The sequence below is a fragment of the Pseudomonas sp. SWRI179 genome, from assembly GCF_014268705.1.
GTDB classification, from domain to species: Bacteria; Pseudomonadota; Gammaproteobacteria; order Pseudomonadales; family Pseudomonadaceae; genus Aquipseudomonas; species Aquipseudomonas zanjanensis.
Map to the genome: position 1 here is coordinate 90,178 of NZ_JABWRA010000003.1, position 20,314 is coordinate 110,491.

Here is a 20,314-nt window from a genome sequence, read left to right on the forward strand (position 1 = left end):
CGAACTCAAGCGCTTTGCTCCAACTGGCGGCCCGCGCCGCGTTTTTTCAAATGAATCATCAACAGCGAAATCGCCGCCGGCGTGACGCCGGGAATGCGCGAAGCCTGGCCCAGGGTCTCTGGACGGGTCGCACCGAGCTTGCCCTGGATTTCTTTCGACAACCCGGAAATGCCGGTGTAATCGATATCCACAGGCAGCCTGGTGTCTTCACTGGCGCGCAGACGGGCAATTTCGTCCTGCTGGCGGTCGATGTAACCGGCGTATTTGGTCTTGATCTCGACCTGCTCGGCAACCTGTGGATCTTCCGCGCCCTGGCCGGTCACTTCCACCAGCCCGGCGTAATCGATTTCCGGGCGGCTCAAGAGGTTGAGCAAATTGTATTCGTGGGTCAGCGGCGTGCCGAATTTCGCCGCGATGGCATCGCCCTGCTCGGTACCGGGACGCACCCAGGTACTTTTCAGGCGCTGCTCTTCCAGCTCGATACTTTCGCGTTTCTGGCAGAACGCGGCCCAGCGCGCGTCATCCACCAATCCCAGTTCACGACCTTTCTCGGTCAGGCGCAGGTCGGCGTTGTCTTCCCGCAGGATCAGGCGATATTCCGCGCGGGAGGTGAACATCCGATACGGTTCCTGGGTACCCAAGGTGATCAGGTCGTCTACCAGCACACCGATGTACGCCTCATCGCGGCGCGGGCACCAGGCTTCTTTGCCCTTGGCGAGCAGTGCGGCGTTGGCGCCGGCGAGCAAACCCTGGGCACCCGCTTCTTCGTAACCGGTGGTGCCGTTGATCTGCCCGGCAAAGAACAAACCGCCGATAACCTTGGTTTCCAGGCTGTATTTCAAATCGCGCGGATCGAAGTAGTCGTACTCGATCGCATAACCCGGACGCACGATGTGCGCGTTCTCCATGCCACGGATCGATTGCACGATCTGCAACTGCACGTCGAACGGCAGGCTTGTGGATATCCCGTTCGGATACAGCTCATGGGTGGTCAAACCTTCCGGTTCGATGAACACCTGATGGCTTTCCTTGTCGGCAAAGCGATGGATCTTGTCTTCGATCGACGGGCAATAGCGCGGGCCGACACCTTCGATTTCACCGGCGGCGGAGTACATCGGCGATCGATCGAGGTTCGCCGCGATGATTTCGTGGGTGCGGGCGTTGGTATGGGTGATCCAGCAACTGACTTGCCGTGGATGCTGTTCCTTGTTGCCCATGAACGACATCACCGGGATTGGAGTATCCCCAGGTTGCTCGGTCATCACCGAGAAATCCACGGACTTGCCATCAATGCGAGGTGGCGTACCGGTTTTCAGGCGCCCGACACGCAATGGCAACTCACGCAGACGGTGAGCCAGAGCAATCGACGGCGGATCCCCGGCACGCCCGCCGGAAAAATTCTGCAAACCAATGTGGATAAGTCCGCCGAGGAAGGTCCCGGTGGTCAACACCACGCAATCGGCGAAGAAACGCAGGCCCATCTGTGTGACGACACCACGTACCCGGTCCTGCTCGACGATCAGGTCATCGGCCGCTTGTTGAAATATCCACAGGTTCGGCTGGTTTTCCAGGATTTCGCGGACAGCGGCCTTGTAGAGGACTCGGTCGGCCTGGGCGCGAGTAGCGCGCACGGCCGGGCCTTTGCGGCTGTTCAATACGCGAAATTGGATACCACCCTTATCGGTGGCCATGGCCATCGCGCCCCCAAGGGCATCGATCTCCTTGACCAGGTGGCTTTTGCCGATCCCGCCAATGGCAGGGTTGCAGCTCATGGCGCCGAGGGTTTCCACGTTATGCGTCAGCAACAGGGTTTTTGCCCCCATGCGTGCTGATGCAAGTGCTGCCTCGGTACCGGCATGACCGCCGCCGATGACGATCACTTCAAAACGGGAAGGGAAATCCACCACGCACCTCGTGCCTGCTTTATTCAGGTAATTCGGAAATAGGTTTTTGAGTCTGGCCCTGGGCGTTTTTCGAACCAGGTCGGCAAGTATAGGGACTTCGCCCTTTCTAAAGAACCCTTTGCACAAAATTTAACCAGCTGTGGAGAACTCGCGGTTAAAAAAATAAAAAAGAAAGAAATTTATAAAATCTTTGTTTTTATGTTTATTCTTACTGAGCCAACGATCTGTGGATAACGTTACGCAGGCCTTTATTTTCAATGTGTACAGAGATTCAAAACCCTGTGGTCATGTGCCATTGAGGGGCTTGGATAACCGGTGTAAGCCTGTGGATGAATGGGGCGGTTATCCACAGATGCAGTTATCTTCAGTTTCGAAGGCGGTTTATCAACCGACCTCAATGGCAGTTATTCACAGGGCTTAATCCACAGAAAACCGTCGACAAGGGCTCGTCGAAGCGCCCGCAGGCACGCCGCCATTAAGGGCAATCGGTTCAAAAAAGAGAGGAGGTAGCGGGTTTGTGTTGCGCTCGATAGGCCTGTGGCGAGGGAGCTTGCTCCCGCTGGGTCGCGAAGCGGCCCCAAAACCTGCCGAATGCGCAGTACCTGACACACCGCACCCGCCGGTTTACGACTGCTTCGCAGCCGAACGGGAGCAAGCTCCCCCGCCACGGGTTCGTCGTCAGTCCGGTGGGATTATTTACCGATGCAGAAGCTGGAAAAGATTCGTCCCAGCAGGTCATCGGAGCTGAAGGCACCGGTAATTTCCCCCAGGGACTGTTGCGCCTGGCGCAAATCTTCAGCCAACAACTCCCCAGCCCCTGCCAAGGTCAGCTGCGCGCGACCGTGTTCGAGGGCCGCGCTGGCATGGCGCAATGCTTCAAGGTGCCGCCGGCGAGCGCTGAAGCTGCTCTCCGAGGTCTGCTCATAACCCATGCAGGCCTTGAGATGCTCGCGCAGCAGCTCCAGGCTTTCACCCGCCGACTTCGCGCTCAGGCTGATGGTCACGTGCCCGTCATCACTGACGTCGAGGGTAATCGCTTCCCCGGTCAAATCGGCCTTGTTGCGAATCAGGGTGACTTTCGCCGGATCCGGGCGCACCTCGAGGAATTCCGGCCACAAGGCAAAGGGATCGTCAGCTTCCGGTGCGGTGGCATCCACCACCAGCAATACCCGGTCGGCTTCACCAATGGCCTTGAGTGCCCGTTCAACGCCGATTTTTTCCACCTGGTCCTCGGTGTCGCGCAAACCGGCGGTATCCACCACGTGCAGCGGCATGCCGTCGATGTGGATATGTTCACGGAGGATGTCCCGGGTGGTGCCGGCGATCTCGGTGACAATTGCCGCCTCGCGACCGGCCAGGGCATTCAACAGGCTGGATTTGCCGGCATTCGGTCGTCCAGCGATCACCACGGTCATGCCATCGCGCAACAAGGCACCCTGCCCGGCTTCGCGCAGTACTGTGGATAACTCATCGCGCACCTTATCGAGCATGCTCAGCACGTGGCCATCGGCGAGGAAGTCGATTTCCTCCTCCGGAAAGTCGATGGCGGCTTCGACGTAGATCCGCAGGCCGATCAATTGTTCGGTGAGGTTATGCACACGCTGGGAAAACGCTCCCTGTAAAGAACGCAAGGCGTTGCGGGCGGCCTGTGCGGAACTGGCTTCGATCAAATCGGCAATCGCCTCGGCCTGGGCCAGGTCGAGCTTGTCGTTGAGGAATGCCCGTTCGCTGAATTCCCCCGGTCGGGCCAGGCGGCAGCCCAGTTCAAGGCAACGCTTGAGCAGCATGTCCAGCACGATAGGGCCGCCATGCCCTTGCAGTTCCAACACGTCTTCGCCCGTGAACGAATTAGGCCCCGGGAAATACAAGGCCAGACCTTCGTCGAGCACCTGTTGGTCATCACTGAAAAACGGGCCGTAATGGGCGAATCGCGGCTTGAGTTCACGGCCGCTGATGGCCTTGGCCGCGACACTGGCCAACGGCCCGGAAATACGGACGATGCCGACACCACCGCGACCTTGGGCGGTGGCAACAGCGGCGATGGTTTCACGCGGTGCGCTCATAAACCGGTATCCAGACAAAAGTGGCAGATAGCAAAACGCCCCACTAGGGGGCGTTTTGTGTGGTTATCCACAGAGCAAGTTACGCCTCGGCTTTTTTCGTCGCCGCTTCGATCTTACGTGTGATGTACCACTGCTGAGTGATGGACAACACGTTGTTCACAACCCAGTACAGCACAAGACCCGCCGGGAACCACAGGAAGAAGAAGGTGAAGATGATTGGCATCATTTTCATGACCTTCGCTTGCATCGGATCCGGAGGCGTTGGGTTCAGTTGCTGCTGGATGAACATGGTCGCGCCCATGATGATCGGCAGGATGAAGAACGGATCCTTGATCGACAGGTCGGTAATCCACAGCATGAACGGCGCCTGGCGCATCTCCACGCTTTCCAGCAGTACCCAGTAAAGCGCCAGGAACACAGGCATCTGCACAAGAATCGGCAAGCAACCACCCAGCGGGTTGATCTTCTCTTTCTTGTACAGCTCCATCATGGCCTGGGACATTTTCTGCCGGTCATCGCCATGTTGTTCTTTCAGGGCGGCCAGTTTCGGAGCCACTGCACGCATGCGCGCCATCGACTTGTAGCTGGCGGCCGACAACGGGAAGAAGATCCCCTTGATCAGCATGGTCAGGAAAATGATCGACCAACCCCAGTTGCCGACAAGGCTGTGGATATGTTGCAGCAGCCAGAAGATAGGCTGGGCAATGAACCACAGGAAGCCATAGTCAACGGTCAGTTCCAGGCCTGGGGACAACTCTTTCAGCACGGCCTGGCTTTTTGGACCGGCGTACAGGACGGCACTGGTTTCGGCTTTTGCACCGGGCGCGGCAGTCAATGTCGGGCCGGTGTAACCGATGATGAAGTTGCCTTTGCTGTCTTTACGCGTCTGGACGACGTTGCTGTCGCCTTTCTGCGGGATCCAGGCTGTTACAAAGTAGTGCTGCAGCCAGGCAACCCAGCCACCTTGGACGGTTTCCTTCAGCTGGGCCTTGTCCATGTCCTTCATGGACACTTTTTTGTACGGTTCCGAACTTGTCCACAGGGCAGCGCCCAGGTAAGTCGCGGTGCCGGTGGCGGTGCTGGAAGAAGGATCGTCGCTGGCGTCACGCTTGAGTTGCGCGAACATCGCACCGGACCAAGGCTGGGCGCTCTGGTTGTCGATCAGGTAAGAGACGGTTACGTCGTACATGCCACGTTTCACAGTGAAACGCTTGATGTAATTGACGCCATCCTTGCTGAACTTCAGGTCCACGACCAGTTGGTCCTGACCATCAGCCAGTTGATAAGTCTTCTTCTCGGCAGAGTAAATCGGGCGACCGGCCGGGTTCGAATCCGGACCGTTGGTACCGATCAGGCCACTTTGGGCCAGATAGGTGCGCTCGTTACCGTTGTCGAACAGCTGGAACGGGATTTCCGGATGATCCTGGCGACGTGGGTACAGCGGCAGCTTCAGCTGGGCGACGTCACCACCTTGTGGATCGATTGCCAGCTCGAGCACGTCCGTCTTGATCTGGATGAGATCTTTGCTTACGGCCACTGGGGCTTCGGCAGGAGCGCTGGTATCGCTTGCCGCGCGTGGGATGTCGTCATTGCTGGCAGCGTTGTTGCCAACTGGAGCATCCGGCAGGCTCGGTGCGGTATTGCTGGCTGCAACATTCTGAGTCGGCAGGGCAGCCTGGCCATAGTCCTGGTTCCATTTAAGGACCATGACGTAGGACACGATTGCCAGGGCGACGATCAGGATCGTGCGTTTGATATCCATGATTACTCGGCCATCGAAGAAGAACGGGAGGTAGGGATAGGCGGAACCGGGTCATAACCGCCGGGATTCCACGGATGACAGCGACCTAAACGACGAAAGGTCAGCCAGCCACCGCGCAGGAGGCCATGATTTTCTATGGCTTCGTACGCGTAGCAGGAACAACTGGGGTAGAAACGACAGTGACTGGCCATCAAAGGACTAATGGCATAGCGATAAAACTGGATCGGAACGAGTGCCAGTTTACGCATCGGGACTGTCTACCCCTACAGTTTCGGTGTTGACTGCTGGTACTGGCTTGTTGCGTGCCAGACGCTTCCAGAGCTTGCCGAAATGCTGAATCAATTCGGGGTTTTCTACGTCACCCAAACCTTTGCGCGCGACGATAACGATGTCCCATCCGACCAGTGAATCCTGGTTCAGGCGAAACGATTCGCGCATCAGACGTTTGAGGCGATTGCGCTGAACGGAGAGCTTGACGCTCTTTTTCCCGATGACCAGCCCTAGTCGGGGGTGATCGAGATCGTTACTGCGCGCAAGGAGCAGGAGATTTTTCCCCGGAACCTTGCCGGTAGGGGAGTCAAAGACTGCCTTGAAATGCCGGGGGGTAAGCAGACGCTTTTCCCGACTGAAGTCCTGACTCACCTCCAGTGCCGGATTATCAAACTGCCAGACGCGCACGACCTTTGGCGCGACGACGCGACAGGACGGCACGACCGTTCTTGGTAGCCATGCGAGCACGGAAACCGTGGGTACGAGCGCGTTTGATAGTGCTTGGTTGGAAAGTACGTTTCATTGTCGTGTTACCTGGTTCGTCCACAACGGGCCGGAATGGCCCCCGTTTTAAGAGACCGGGGATTCTAGAGAAAGCAAGCCTCTAGGTCAATTTCCAACCAGCGTTTCCTTTAAATAGATATCCAGGCGTTTTTCGCGGATCCATCACCGAGCGCTAGATATAGATATAAAGAAGGGAATTATTTAAAGCTTTTTTGTAAAGCTTATAAAAGCTAGGCCGCCACTTGTCTGTGGATAACCATGTCAAGGCCTTGTAATCCGCCATGTACAGAGAATGACAACTACACGGGAAAGCAGTGGCCAGCCTGTGCTGCGCTGTCGGATAAGCTGTGGGTGGAATGGCTGGTTATCCACAGGGCGGTTATCCACCGAGTTTCGCCCCCAGTTGTGCAACGACCTCAGGCACGGTTATCCACAGAGCTTATCCACCGACCGCTGGTCGTCTTTCTCTCGGTTAACGCACTGATAAATCATGGCCGATGAGCAAGCTGCGTGTGGATAAGTGCACGTCTGCTCGCTACAATGGCCGCTTGTTTTTGCCTCACCGGCTTTCAACTTAGGGGATATCCGTGTCAGTGGAACTTTGGCAGCAGTGCGTGGAGCTTTTGCGCGATGAGCTGCCTGCCCAACAATTCAACACTTGGATCCGTCCACTACAGGTCGAAGCCGAAGGCGACGAGTTGCGTGTCTATGCACCGAACCGTTTCGTTCTCGACTGGGTCAACGAAAAGTACCTGGGCCGGGTCATGGAACTGCTCGACGAGCATGGCAATGGCATGGCGCCTGCGCTGTCCTTATTAATAGGCAGCAAACGCAGCTCGGCACCCCGCGCCGCGCCCAATGCGCCGCTGGCTGCCGCCGCGTCACAGGCCCAGCAGGCTGCGCCGGCACCGGTCAACAACCATGCCGCCCCGGCGCCCGCGCCTGCTTCGAGCAAGCGCAATACACAAAAGGTTGCCGAAGTCAGCGAGGAGCCTTCCCGGGACAGCTTCGACCCTATGGCCGGCGCCAGCTCCCAGCAGGCACCGGTGCGGGCCGAACAGCGCACCGTCCAGGTCGAAGGCGCGCTCAAGCACACCAGCTACCTGAACCGGACCTTTACCTTCGAGAACTTCGTCGAAGGTAAATCCAACCAACTGGCCCGCGCGGCGGCCTGGCAGGTGGCGGACAACCCCAAGCACGGCTATAACCCGCTCTTCCTGTATGGCGGCGTAGGCTTGGGTAAGACCCACTTGATGCATGCCGTGGGCAACCACTTATTAAAGAAGAACCCGAATGCCAAGGTCGTGTACCTGCATTCCGAGCGTTTCGTGGCCGACATGGTCAAGGCGCTGCAACTGAACGCCATCAACGAATTCAAGCGTTTCTACCGTTCGGTGGATGCCTTGCTGATCGACGACATTCAGTTCTTCGCCCGCAAGGAACGTTCCCAGGAAGAGTTTTTCCACACCTTCAACGCATTGCTTGAAGGCGGGCAGCAGGTCATTCTCACCAGTGACCGCTACCCGAAAGAGATCGAGGGCCTCGAGGAACGCCTCAAGTCGCGTTTCGGCTGGGGCCTGACGGTGGCCGTCGAGCCGCCGGAACTGGAAACCCGGGTGGCGATCCTGATGAAGAAAGCCGACCAGGCCAAGGTCGAGCTGCCTCACGACGCCGCCTTCTTCATTGCCCAGCGTATTCGCTCGAACGTGCGTGAACTCGAAGGTGCCCTCAAGCGGGTGATCGCTCACTCGCACTTCATGGGTCGCGATATCACCATCGAGCTGATTCGCGAATCCTTGAAGGACTTGTTGGCGCTCCAGGACAAATTGGTTTCTGTGGATAACATTCAGCGAACGGTTGCCGAATACTACAAAATCAAGATCTCCGACCTGCTGTCCAAACGCCGTTCGCGTTCGGTGGCACGTCCACGCCAGGTGGCCATGGCCCTGTCCAAGGAACTGACCAACCACAGCCTGCCGGAAATCGGCGATGTGTTTGGCGGACGCGACCACACCACCGTGTTGCACGCCTGCCGCAAGATCAACGAACTTAAGGAATCCGACGCGGACATCCGCGAGGACTACAAGAACCTGCTGCGTACACTGACCACTTGATGACCACCAGCGCAGCTTTTAAGGCAAGGGACTAGACCATGCATTTCACCATTCAACGCGAAGCCCTGTTGAAACCCCTGCAACTGGTCGCAGGCGTCGTCGAACGCCGCCAGACCTTGCCGGTACTTTCCAACGTGCTGCTGGTTGTCGAAGGCCAGCAATTATCGCTGACCGGTACCGACCTGGAAGTCGAGCTGGTCGGTCGCGTGCAACTTGAGGAACCGGCTGATCCGGGTTCCATCACCGTGCCGGCGCGCAAGCTGATGGACATCTGCAAGAGCCTGCCCAACGACGCGCTGATCGACATCAAGGTCGATGAGCAGAAGCTCGTGGTCAAGGCCGGTCGCAGCCGCTTTACCTTGTCCACACTGCCAGCCAACGATTTCCCGACCGTTGAAGAAGGCCCGGGTTCTCTGACTTGCAGCCTGGACCAGAGCAAACTGCGTCGCTTGATCGAACGCACCAGTTTCGCCATGGCCCAGCAGGACGTGCGTTATTACCTCAACGGCATGCTGCTGGAAGTGTCGGCCGGCGTTATCCGCGCTGTTGCCACCGACGGGCACCGCCTGGCCATGTGCTCGATGCAGGCCGATATCGGCCAGCCGGATCGCCATCAGGTGATCGTGCCGCGTAAAGGTATCCTGGAGCTGGCCCGCCTGCTGACCGAGCCGGACGGCAATGTCAGCATCGTGCTGGGCCAGCACCACATCCGCGCCACCACGGGCGAGTTCACCTTCACGTCGAAACTGGTGGACGGCAAGTTCCCGGACTACGAACGTGTGCTGCCAAAAGGCGGCGACAAGCTGGTGCTGGGCGATCGCCAAGCGCTGCGCGAAGCCTTCAGCCGTACCGCGATCTTGTCCAACGAGAAGTACCGTGGCATTCGTCTGCAACTGGCCAATGGTCAGCTGAAGATCCAGGCGAACAACCCGGAGCAGGAAGAAGCGGAAGAAGAAGTAGGCGTTGAGTACAACGGCGGCTCCCTGGAAATCGGCTTCAACGTCAGCTATCTGCTCGACGTGCTGGGCGTGATGACTACCGAGCAAGTGCGTCTGATCCTGTCTGACTCCAACAGCAGTGCGCTGGTGCAAGAGTCCGACAACGACGACTCGGCTTACGTTGTCATGCCGATGCGTCTGTAATCAGAATCAGCTAGATGTCCTTAAGTCGCGTCTCGGTCACCGCGGTGCGCAATCTGCACCCGGTGACCTTCTCCCCTTCCCCCCGCATCAATATCCTTTACGGCGCCAACGGCAGCGGCAAAACCAGCGTCCTGGAAGCCGTGCACTTGCTCGGGCTTGCCCGTTCGTTTCGCAGCACCCGCCTGTTACCTGTCATCCAGTACGATCAGTTGGCGTGCACGGTGTTTGGCCAGGTGGAGCTGGCGGAAGGCGGCCACAGCGCCCTGGGGATATCGCGAGATCGGCAAGGCGAGTTTCAGATCCGCATCGATGGGCAGAACGCTCGCAGTGCGGCACAGCTGGCCGAGATCCTGCCGTTGCAGCTGATCAACCCGGACAGCTTCCGTCTGCTGGAAGGCGCACCGAAGATTCGCCGGCAGTTCCTCGATTGGGGCGTGTTCCACGTGGAACCGCGTTTCATGTCGACGTGGCAACGCTTGCAGAAGGCGCTGCGCCAGCGAAACTCTTGGCTGCGGCATGGTACACTTGACGCCGTTTCGCAAGCGGTTTGGGACAGGGAACTGTGTCAGGCCAGCGCTGAAATCGATGAATACCGCCGCGCTTACATCAAAGCCTTGAAACCGGTCTTCGAGCAGACCTTGAGCGAACTGGTTGAGCTTGAGGGCCTGACGCTCAGCTATTACCGAGGCTGGGACAAGGACCGGGAACTGAGCACCGTGCTGGCTGGCTCGCTGCAGCGAGACCAGCAGATGGGCCATACCCAGGCTGGACCACAACGCGCTGACTTGCGCCTCAGATTGGGCGCACATAACGCCGCGGACATCTTGTCCCGGGGGCAGCAGAAGTTGGTGGTGTGTGCCTTGCGTATCGCCCAGGGGCACCTGGTTAGCCAGGCCCGTCGCGGTCAGTGTATTTATCTGGTGGATGACTTGCCGTCCGAGCTGGACGAAGCCCACCGTCGCGCCCTGTGCCGCTTGCTGGAAGACTTACGCTGCCAGGTGTTCATCACCTGTGTAGACCACGAATTATTGAGGGAAGGCTGGCAGACGGAAACGCCAGTCGCCCTGTTCCACGTGGAACAGGGCCGTATCACCCAGACCCACGACCATCGGGAGTGAAGGCATTGAGCGAAGAAAATACGTACGACTCAACGAGCATTAAAGTGCTGAAAGGCCTGGATGCCGTACGCAAACGTCCCGGTATGTACATTGGTGACACCGACGATGGCAGCGGTCTGCACCACATGGTGTTCGAGGTGGTCGACAACTCCATCGACGAAGCCCTCGCCGGCCATTGCGACGACATCAGCATCATCATCCACCCGGATGAGTCCATCACCGTTCGCGACAACGGCCGTGGCATCCCGGTAGACGTGCACAAAGAGGAAGGCGTTTCCGCCGCCGAGGTCATCATGACCGTCCTTCACGCCGGCGGTAAGTTCGACGACAACTCCTACAAGGTCTCCGGCGGTCTGCACGGCGTCGGTGTATCGGTGGTGAACGCACTGTCCGAACAGCTTGTTCTTACGGTTCGCCGTAGCGGCAAGATCTGGGAACAGACCTACGTCCACGGCGTGCCCCAGGCACCGATGGCGATCGTTGGTGACAGCGAGTCCACCGGCACCCAGATCCATTTCAAGGCCTCGAGCGAAACCTTCAAGAACATCCACTTCAGCTGGGACATCCTGGCCAAGCGGATTCGTGAACTGTCCTTCCTCAACTCCGGTGTCGGCATCGTCCTCAAGGACGAGCGCAGCGGCAAGGAAGAACTGTTCAAGTACGAAGGTGGCCTGCGTGCGTTCGTTGAATACCTGAACACCAACAAGACCCCGGTCAACCAGGTGTTCCACTTCAACGTCCAGCGTGAAGACGGCATCGGCGTGGAAATCGCCCTGCAGTGGAACGACAGCTTCAACGAGAACCTGTTGTGCTTCACCAACAACATTCCCCAGCGTGACGGCGGTACTCACCTGGTGGGCTTCCGTTCGGCGCTGACCCGTAACCTGAACAACTACATCGAACAGGAAGGCCTGGCGAAGAAGCATAAAGTCGCCACCACCGGTGACGATGCCCGTGAAGGCCTGACCGCGATCATTTCGGTGAAGGTGCCGGATCCGAAGTTCAGTTCCCAGACCAAGGACAAGCTGGTGTCTTCCGAAGTGAAGACCGCAGTTGAGCAGGAGATGGGCAAGTACTTCTCCGACTTCCTGCTGGAGAACCCGAACGAAGCCAAGCTGGTGGTCGGCAAGATGATCGACGCCGCCCGTGCCCGTGAAGCCGCGCGCAAGGCTCGTGAGATGACCCGTCGCAAAGGCGCGCTGGACATCGCCGGCCTGCCGGGCAAACTGGCTGACTGCCAGGAAAAGGACCCTGCCCTGTCCGAACTGTACCTCGTGGAAGGTGACTCTGCTGGCGGTTCCGCCAAGCAGGGCCGCAACCGCCGCACCCAGGCCATCCTGCCGCTCAAGGGCAAGATCCTCAACGTAGAGAAGGCGCGCTTCGACAAGATGATTTCCTCCCAGGAAGTCGGCACCTTGATTACCGCGTTGGGCTGTGGCATCGGCCGCGAAGAGTACAACATCGACAAGCTGCGCTATCACAACATCATCATCATGACCGATGCTGACGTCGACGGTTCGCACATCCGTACCCTGCTGCTGACGTTCTTCTTCCGTCAGTTGCCAGAGCTGATCGAGCGCGGCTACATCTACATCGCCCAGCCGCCGCTGTACAAGGTCAAGAAAGGCAAGCAAGAGCAATACATCAAAGACGACGACGCCATGGAAGAGTACATGACGCAGTCGGCCCTGGAAGACGCGAGCCTGCACCTGAACGAAGATGCCCCAGGCATTTCCGGCGAAGCCCTTGAGCGCCTGGTCAACGACTTCCGCCTGGTGATGAAGACCCTCAAGCGCCTGTCGCGCCTGTACCCACAGGAACTGACCGAGCACTTCATCTACCTGCCAGCCGTGAGCCTGGAGCAACTGTCCGATCATGCAGCGATGCAGGATTGGCTGGCCCAGTACGAAGTACGCCTGCGCACTGTCGAGAAATCCGGCCTGGTCTACAAAGCCAGCCTGCGTGAAGACCGTGAACGTAACGTCTGGCTGCCGGAGGTCGAACTGATCTCCCACGGCCTGTCGAACTACGTCACCTTCAACCGCGACTTCTTCGGCAGCAACGACTACAAGACCGTGGTATCCCTCGGCGCGCAACTGAGCACGCTGCTGGACGAAGGTGCCTACATCCAACGTGGCGAACGCAAGAAAGCCGTGACCGAGTTCAAGGAAGCCCTTGAATGGCTGATGGCCGAAAGCACCAAGCGCCACACCATCCAGCGATACAAAGGTCTGGGTGAGATGAACCCGGATCAGCTGTGGGAAACCACCATGGACCCGGGCTCGCGCCGGATGCTGAAAGTGACCATCGAAGACGCCATTGGCGCGGACCAGATCTTCAACACCCTGATGGGTGATGCGGTCGAGCCTCGTCGTGACTTCATCGAGAGCAATGCGTTGGCGGTATCCAACCTGGATTTCTGATTCTTTGTCGATGGGCACATTAAGTGTCGCGAGTGGGCGGGTTATTGTCGCTCTCTAATGAAAACCCCCGGCCTCGTGCCGGGGTTTTTCTATGTATTGATCTATAAATATGGCCCAATGATCGTCATTCCCTCGAATGGAATAGACCAGGGTGATCCTGCCCAGGGCGACCATGCTTAAGGTCGAGCAGATGGTGAGTTGCCAAGCCTCAGTGGGAAGATATGCGTCAGGACTTTCGCTCAAAGGGTTGGCTCAGCAACAGACGAATCGGAAATACCGCGATCCAGACACATTGGTAAATGCTTCGGAAAATGTACAAAGTCACTCAAGGGTAGTACCAGAAGCTGCTGGGCTCTAGAAGCACCGGGCCACACCTTCGCTTGGATTGAAGCAATGCTTCTCGTAGCTTCTGTAATTTGATAGGCGCGGTTTGTTAGGTTTACCGCACAGCGTCACCGGTAGCTTTCTCTCGCACCCATATCTATCAGTTTCTGTGGGGGCGAGTTGCTCGAATACAAAACAGTGAGAATAAGGTGTGAGTAGCAAACCAACGAAAACAATGATTTCTCTCTTCAGTGGAGCAGGTGGGCTGGATCTTGGATTGAGCGCGGCCGGATTTACCAACAAATTATGTGTGGAAATCGACGAAATTGCTCAACAGACGCTTACCTTAAATCATCCAAAATGGAAAATAGCTTGTCCTGGCGATATCCACGCATTAACACCTAGCGAATTGCTAAAACAAGCAAATCTTAAGCCTAGAGAACTCACCCTCCTCGCTGGCGGGCCGCCATGCCAACCTTTCTCTAAGTCCGGATATTGGGCAACAGGGGATACAGATCGTCTGACGGATCCACGAGCTAGAACGTTAAAAGCCTATTTAGATATCGTCCGTGAAGCTCAACCGGAAGTTATTTTGCTTGAAAATGTCAAAGGTATAGCCTTCTCAGAGAAGGATGAAGGTTTACAGCTTTTGATAAATGAACTAAACAATATCAATAGAGCAAAGAAAACCAACTACAAACCTCATGTAATTACAGTGAATGCCGCTGATTATGGAGTACCTCAATCAAGGGAGCGTGTATTCATTCTTGCTAGTAGGGATGGTATGCACTTCAATCCTCCAGCGCCCACACATTTCGATCCTGAAAAATCTCAGGGTAAAGGCTTACCCTATTTAACATCGTGGGATGCGATTGGCGACCTGGACGTTGATATTTGGCCTGATGATGTTAAACCCTCAGGAAAATGGGCTGATCTACTGCCAACAATACCCGAAGGGCAAAACTACCTGTGGCACACAGAAAAGATGGGGGGATTACCGCTGTTTGGTTGGCGAACACGGTTTTGGTCGTTTCTTCTAAAGCTAGCCAAAGATAAGCCAAGCTGGACGATTCAGGCTCAGCCTGGCCCTGCAACAGGCCCTTTTCACTGGCAAGGAAGATTGCTGTCGGTTCGTGAACTCGCCCGAATCCAAACCTTCCCAGATGACTACATGTTTGCAGGCGATCGACGTGCCGCTCACATCCAGATCGGCAATGCGGTCCCTCCGGCGATTGGGGAGCTTTTTGGATTGGAAATACGGAGTCAACTTCTCGGGGAGCGAGTTCGTAGAAAGCTAAAGCTCATTCCTGAAAAAAGGACTGACTGTCCATCACCAGAAAAGCCAAAATCGGTACCGAAAAAATATTTGTCATTAAGTGGCGCTCACGATGCCCACCCCGGAACAGGGAAAGGTCCTGGAGCACAAAAACGCGAACAGAAGGAACACGTCCATGCCAGATAGCAGCAAACGAGAGTCGCGCTCACGAATTCTCGAAGCACTTGAGCGTGAGTTAATGGGCCCCACTTCTACGGATGAGGTAATCACTGAATTTCCTACCACCCGTTATGTTGTTGGACGGCTGGCACCTTTGAAGTCAGAGATTCCAGAACTGGAGCGCGACCAGATTGCTGCCGGGAACGATGATGATGAAGGCGGTGAATACGAGCCTCAACCACCGCTCATTGGGGGCTTTAGCCCTTCCTCCATGGGGCTCTCATTCCTCATATCCCAAGATACTCAAACAATTAATGCCAGGGCTTCGTGGGGCGACTACAGACGCGAAAAGGATGAGTCCGAAGGTGGAACCTATTGGAAGCGTTACCAGAGGTCAGTTTTAGTAGAGACCATCCCTGTTAACACAATCGGCAAACTCAAGCCAATCGCCCTATCTAAGTCCATTGCTCCAGCCTCTATAATCATTACACCGGAAGGTTTCCGAGGGCCTGGGGAGAATGGCGATGGAGACGCTCAAGTATTCCTCGAAGGAGTCGTTCACCATATCGATGGGGCCAAAGCAATTAGTCTGTTCCTAGTTAACAGGCGACCAAAAGGTGAAGATTCCGATAGGGCAAAAGATCAGCAATGGTTGATGCAACCTAAACTAGAACTATTTTCAGCTGAAAAAAACCCCATATTTGTAGCTAAGGATTTTGATAAGGAAATTTCAAAAGACCTAGAAATTACTACGGCCAACATGCTCTATCGCGATGCGAAAGAATTCGCAACTGGCCATGGAGTAGCCGCTGGCTGGGACGGGGTGAACGCTACGCGTGATCGTGCCAGCGTCCTATTTACCGATTTTATCCCCAACTCCGAAGTGCCAAGCCTAATCGCTCAAAGTGGAGATATCCCCGATCTGAATCTGGATATGTGGCAACTGAGCAGGTGCACCTCCCCTACCGACGTATTCAACGCTATCGAACCGCTGGTCTCAGCTTATGACCAATGGATTACAGATAGAAAACAAGAGGCAAAAAACGCGCCCTTTATTTCCACACCAGAGAACCGGGATACTGCAACAGTTCTCATAGAAGCGTGCGAAGACGCTGCTCGACGAATGCGCGAAGGTTTGGAACTCATCAAAAATGAATCGAAGGCCTTTGAAGCATTTTTGTTTGCCAACCACGTTATGTGGGATCAGCGCATTCACGCCATTTGGGCAGGCAGAAATCGAGACGAAGGGCAAATTGTCGGAGCGCCTGCTGACTTTGATATGCCAAACAACCGTACGTGGCGACCATTTCAAATGGGCTTTATTTTGCTCAATATTGCGAGCATGGTGAACAAGCCTAAAACGGGTGAAAAGATTGCGGCAGATCGAGAACTTGTTGATCTGCTGTGGTTCCCAACAGGTGGCGGTAAAACGGAAGCCTATCTCGGCTTAGCAGCGTTCACATTGGCGTATCGACGTTTGCGCGGCGACGTAAATGGTCTTGATTCTAGCGCCGGCGTAACCATTATCATGCGTTATACACTGCGTCTGCTGACGGTGCAGCAATTTCAACGTGCGACCGCGTTGATCTGCGCCTGTGAGTTGGTACGCAAAAGTGACCCTGGCAAGTGGGGCTACGAACCTTTCAAAATTGGCCTATGGGTCGGGAAAGCTACAACGCCCAATGACGCCAAAGCATCTGGCAAGGCGCTGGAAGATTTGGAAGAAGGCAAGAAACCACGTGACGGTAGTCCGGTACAGTTAGTTTCTTGCCCCCGTTGCGGCACCTCATTGGTAACCCCTCAAGGAAAGCCGGAAAACCAGACTTACGATTTCGATAACGCTAGGTTAAGAACGCTCGTTCGCTGCCCCAATCCGAAATGTGAATTTTGTGCCCGCCGTTCTAACGACCAAGGTCTACCGGTAGTCGTGGTCGATGATGAAATTTATCGCGAATGTCCATCATTGGTTATCGCCACGGTGGACAAATTTGCCCGCATGCCATTCAAGGGCGAAACGCAGGCACTATTCGGATTACGAGATAGATACAGCCCAACCTACGGGCACCTGACGCCAGCTCACGGCGAAAAACCCAATCAACGAATGGTAAAAGACGGTCAACCAGCACGCCGTTTAGTGCCGCCAGAATTGATCATTCAGGACGAACTACATCTGATTTCCGGCCCACTTGGTACCATGGTCGGCCTATATGAAACAGCCGTTGATTTTTTAACGCGCATTGAAACCGAAACTGGGGTCTCAGTTCCAGCAAAGATCATTGCCTCCACTGCCACAATACGCCGCGCTCGCGAGCAAATTCGCCAACTCTATAACCGCGATCTGGCTATCTTCCCGGCGAGTGGTTTGTCATCCAAAGATTCCTTCTTTGCCAAAGAGCAGGATATCAAAGAGGACGACGATAAGACTGCCGGTCGATTGTATGTGGGTTTGAACGCGCCAGGCTCCAGTACCAAAACCTTGCTCGTTCGCGTATATGCAGCGCTGCTGGCGGCCGGTGAGGCGGAAATCACCCGTGACCATGAAGCGTCAGATCCCTACGCTACGGTTGTCGGCTATTTCAATAGCCTTCGCGCACTAGGTGGTGCACGCCGACTGGTTGAAGACGACATAAAAAAACGTCTTCGTTATTTAGCTCACCAAAGAGGCTTTCCTCAGCGTTATATCAATGACCCAGACGAGCTGACCAGTCGACTCGATTCTTGGCGAATTCCCGGCTTGTTAAAAAGGCTTGATAACAAATTCCCGCGCGAAAAAGACAAGCAGTACCCCGTCGATGTTCTGCTAGCCACCAACATGATTTCCGTAGGCGTGGATATCGATCGACTCGGCTTGATGGTTGTTACAGGCCAACCTAAAAGTACCTCCGAATATATCCAAGCTACCAGTCGGGTGGGCCGAAAGCATCCTGGTTTGGTGATCACTATGTATAACTGGCTTGGTACGCGTGATCTTTCTCACTACGAACATTTCCGAGCTTACCATGCGGCGCTTTATCGATACGTTGAGGCCATTAGCGTCACACCTTTTTCGTCACGAGCTTTGGATAGAGGCTTACTTGGTGCCTTTGCTGCCATGCAGCGCTTGGGTGGGCAAAACATGGCTCGCGAAGTTCAGGCCCAAAATTTTGATCCGGCTTTGCCCTGCACAGATCTCATGATCACTAATATCACCCTGCGCGCGGCAGATTTGGTGGGTAAGAAAAACGCCAAATTGGTAAACGATCGACTGATGTCGAGCCGCGATGATTGGGCGCACTACGCCGATGATCTTTTGCGCTATTCCTGGCTGAAAAGTGGTGAACGCCCCCCAAATAACTCCCGCGTATTACTTAAAACATCGGGAACGGATAACGAAGGCCAATGGACAACGCCAGGATCTTTGCGCGAAGTGGAACCAACCGCAGCATTTTATCTTAGTGACGAGGAGTAAAAGGATGTCGAGCAAAAGAGCTATCGGAGACGTCCGCCCGAGTCAGGTGATTACCACTTTTGGTCCTGGTGCCATTGTGGACTTGCAAACCTTGTCGGTTATCGTCGCGGGCATTGACGGCTGGCACTTGGATGAGGAACTAGTTATTCACGAGCCGCGCTTGCAGCGAGCCCTGAAAGTAAAGCGCTTCTTTTCCGCTGAGCCGACTAGCGGCAATAATTTTACCAAACGCGGAACCGTGCCTACCTTTCTGTTTCCTCGCTATCAGGTTTGCACTCATCCCGAATGCGCAACCCTGTCCGAGCCTGGTGAAGAACTGGTTGAGTACAACGAAAAAACGCAGGAAATGGAATGCAAGGCACCGAATTGCAAGGGCCGCGGTAAGTATCGGGCTCCCGCCACTCCAGCGCCGTTTGTAGTTGCCTGCCCGAGCGGCCATATTGATGACTTCCCCTGGCGTGCATATGTGCACCGGGACGCCGACAACAAGTGTAAGAAGCGAATGCGCTTGGTGTATTCCGGCACCACAGGGTCGGTGTCTGATATCTGGGTTTATTGTGCATGCGATGCCAAGCGCAGCGTCAGTGATGCCTTTGGTGAAAATCGCAACCTCGCCTTGGGCGAATGTAGCCGCAAGCGTCCTTGGCTGGGTATCAAAAATAAAGACCCTCATGAATGTAAACACGCAGGCCAATTACGTGCCATTCAACGTGGCGCCACTAACGGTTGGTTCCCCCTGGTGCGCAGTGCCTTATCCATTAAAGAAGCTGCTACCCCAATAGGACAGGCGCTAAAAAAATGCCCACAACATCAAGTTGAAAAAATCGACTCCCCAGAAAAGCTGAAAACGCTGCTCGATATGGAAATGTTCCCTACGTTGTCAGAGTTCAGGGTGGAAGAGATTTGGCTGACGTTGCTGAAAGAGCGAGGCGCAATTGAAACCGATGAAATCGATTTACGCCTACCGGAATGGAATGCGTTTAGAGATATTGAAGGCAGCAACCAAGGCGATCAATCCGATTTTTTCTTAGAGGCGGGTGAGGTTCCCGATCTGCAAAGCAATAAAATCGATCGAATAATACTTGCCAGAAAATTGTTAGAAGTTCGCGCGCTCACCAGTTTTACGCGCATCGACTATGCCTCAGGCATGGACGACGACGGAATGGGCGCCTCTCGTGCGCCAATTTACAAGGAGCGGCAGGACTGGCTTCCCGCTGTTGAGGTGCGAGGCGAAGGCATTTTTATCGAATTAAATGAAGATGCCTTGGCAAATTGGGAGGCTATACCTGCGGTGCAAAAACGGGCGGCCGCCATTGAGCAAAAATACCGAGAGTGGGCGGCCGAACGTGGAGTTGATGCGAATGATTTCCCCGGTGCGCGATACGTGCTGCTGCACAGCCTGGCTCACGTATTGATGCGTCAGCTTGCTTTGGATTGTGGTTACTCCGAATCCGCAGTTCGAGAGCGTATTTACAGTAGCACCGATCCGGAACGCAGAATGGCGGGGATCTTGCTGTACACCGCTAGTGCCGATTCCGAAGGTAGTCTGGGTGGTTTAGTGGATCTAGGCAGCAAGGAGCGCTTTCCCAATTTGATTCACAGCGCCTTAGAAAACGCCAAGCGCTGCTCGTCGGACCCCCTTTGCGCAGATCACCAACCGGATGTGCATGCCACCATAAACGGTGCGGCCTGCCACGCTTGTGTGTTAGCGCCGGAGACCTCTTGCGAGGCCTTTAACCGCTTTCTGGATCGCAACTTCCTGGTGCCTACCATGGCATATAGTGATATGGCTTATTTCAAATAAGGA

General features: G+C 55.5%; 13 protein-coding genes. 7 read left to right on the top strand and 6 right to left on the bottom strand.

Translation table 11 applies throughout. The features are described from left to right. Positions 1-5: 5 nt before the first annotated feature. The 6 genes from mnmG to rpmH all read right to left on the bottom strand — a co-directional run bounded on the left by mnmG (position 6) and on the right by rpmH (position 6,522). Positions 6-1,904 carry a tRNA uridine-5-carboxymethylaminomethyl(34) synthesis enzyme MnmG gene (gene mnmG, locus HU767_RS02760; protein ID WP_186706461.1) on the bottom strand — a complete coding sequence of 633 codons (1,899 nt, stop codon included), beginning with the start codon at positions 1,902-1,904 and terminating at the stop codon, positions 6-8. 692 nt (positions 1,905-2,596) lie between these two features. Further along, positions 2,597-3,967 carry a tRNA uridine-5-carboxymethylaminomethyl(34) synthesis GTPase MnmE gene (mnmE, locus tag HU767_RS02765; protein ID WP_186728441.1) on the bottom strand — a complete coding sequence of 457 codons (1,371 nt, stop codon included), beginning with the start codon at positions 3,965-3,967 and terminating at the stop codon, positions 2,597-2,599. Positions 3,968-4,046: 79 nt separating this feature from the next. Beyond that, a complete protein-coding gene (gene yidC / locus HU767_RS02770; RefSeq protein ID WP_186706459.1) occupies positions 4,047-5,729 on the bottom strand; it encodes a membrane protein insertase YidC in 1,683 nt (560 codons plus the stop codon). Positions 5,730-5,731: 2 nt separating this feature from the next. Next, positions 5,732-5,977 (bottom strand): membrane protein insertion efficiency factor YidD, encoded by a 246-nt coding sequence (gene yidD / locus HU767_RS02775; protein WP_010465488.1) that lies wholly within the window; start codon positions 5,975-5,977, stop codon positions 5,732-5,734. Beyond that, positions 5,970-6,371, bottom strand: coding sequence for a ribonuclease P protein component (gene rnpA, locus HU767_RS02780; protein ID WP_003207107.1), 402 nt, complete (start codon positions 6,369-6,371; stop codon positions 5,970-5,972). Before rnpA ends, yidD begins: the two co-directional genes overlap by 8 nt. A 16-nt stretch (positions 6,372-6,387) precedes the next feature. Next, the gene (rpmH, locus tag HU767_RS02785; protein WP_003213577.1) at positions 6,388-6,522 is read right to left on the bottom strand and encodes a 50S ribosomal protein L34; all 135 of its coding nucleotides are present in this window, start codon (positions 6,520-6,522) and stop codon (positions 6,388-6,390) included. Between the two features lie 568 nt (positions 6,523-7,090). Here rpmH and dnaA point away from each other — a divergent pair. The 7 genes from dnaA (at position 7,091) to HU767_RS02820 (ending at position 20,311) form a co-directional block, all read left to right on the top strand. Next, positions 7,091-8,617: a chromosomal replication initiator protein DnaA gene (dnaA, locus tag HU767_RS02790; RefSeq protein WP_186728442.1), complete on the top strand. Its 1,527-nt coding sequence runs from the start codon at positions 7,091-7,093 to the stop codon at positions 8,615-8,617. Between the two features lie 38 nt (positions 8,618-8,655). Next, positions 8,656-9,759 (top strand): DNA polymerase III subunit beta, encoded by a 1,104-nt coding sequence (gene dnaN / locus HU767_RS02795; RefSeq protein ID WP_003196145.1) that lies wholly within the window; start codon positions 8,656-8,658, stop codon positions 9,757-9,759. A gap of 14 nt (positions 9,760-9,773) precedes the next feature. Beyond that, positions 9,774-10,877, top strand: coding sequence for a DNA replication/repair protein RecF (gene recF / locus HU767_RS02800; protein WP_092167953.1), 1,104 nt, complete (start codon positions 9,774-9,776; stop codon positions 10,875-10,877). Between the two features lie 5 nt (positions 10,878-10,882). Next, complete coding sequence (gyrB, locus tag HU767_RS02805; RefSeq protein WP_186728443.1) at positions 10,883-13,300, top strand: DNA topoisomerase (ATP-hydrolyzing) subunit B; 2,418 nt, start codon at positions 10,883-10,885, stop codon at positions 13,298-13,300. A gap of 535 nt (positions 13,301-13,835) precedes the next feature. Continuing rightward, positions 13,836-15,086 (top strand): DNA (cytosine-5-)-methyltransferase, encoded by a 1,251-nt coding sequence (gene dcm / locus HU767_RS02810; protein ID WP_248748343.1) that lies wholly within the window; start codon positions 13,836-13,838, stop codon positions 15,084-15,086. Further along, the gene (gene drmA, locus HU767_RS02815) at positions 15,076-18,507 is read left to right on the top strand and encodes a DISARM system helicase DrmA (RefSeq protein WP_202894647.1); all 3,432 of its coding nucleotides are present in this window, start codon (positions 15,076-15,078) and stop codon (positions 18,505-18,507) included. The genes dcm and drmA overlap by 11 nt, the downstream gene beginning before the upstream one ends. Positions 18,508-18,511: 4 nt before the next feature. Further along, a complete protein-coding gene (locus HU767_RS02820; protein WP_186728444.1) occupies positions 18,512-20,311 on the top strand; it encodes a DUF1998 domain-containing protein in 1,800 nt (599 codons plus the stop codon). The last annotated feature ends 3 nt before the right edge of the window (positions 20,312-20,314 follow it).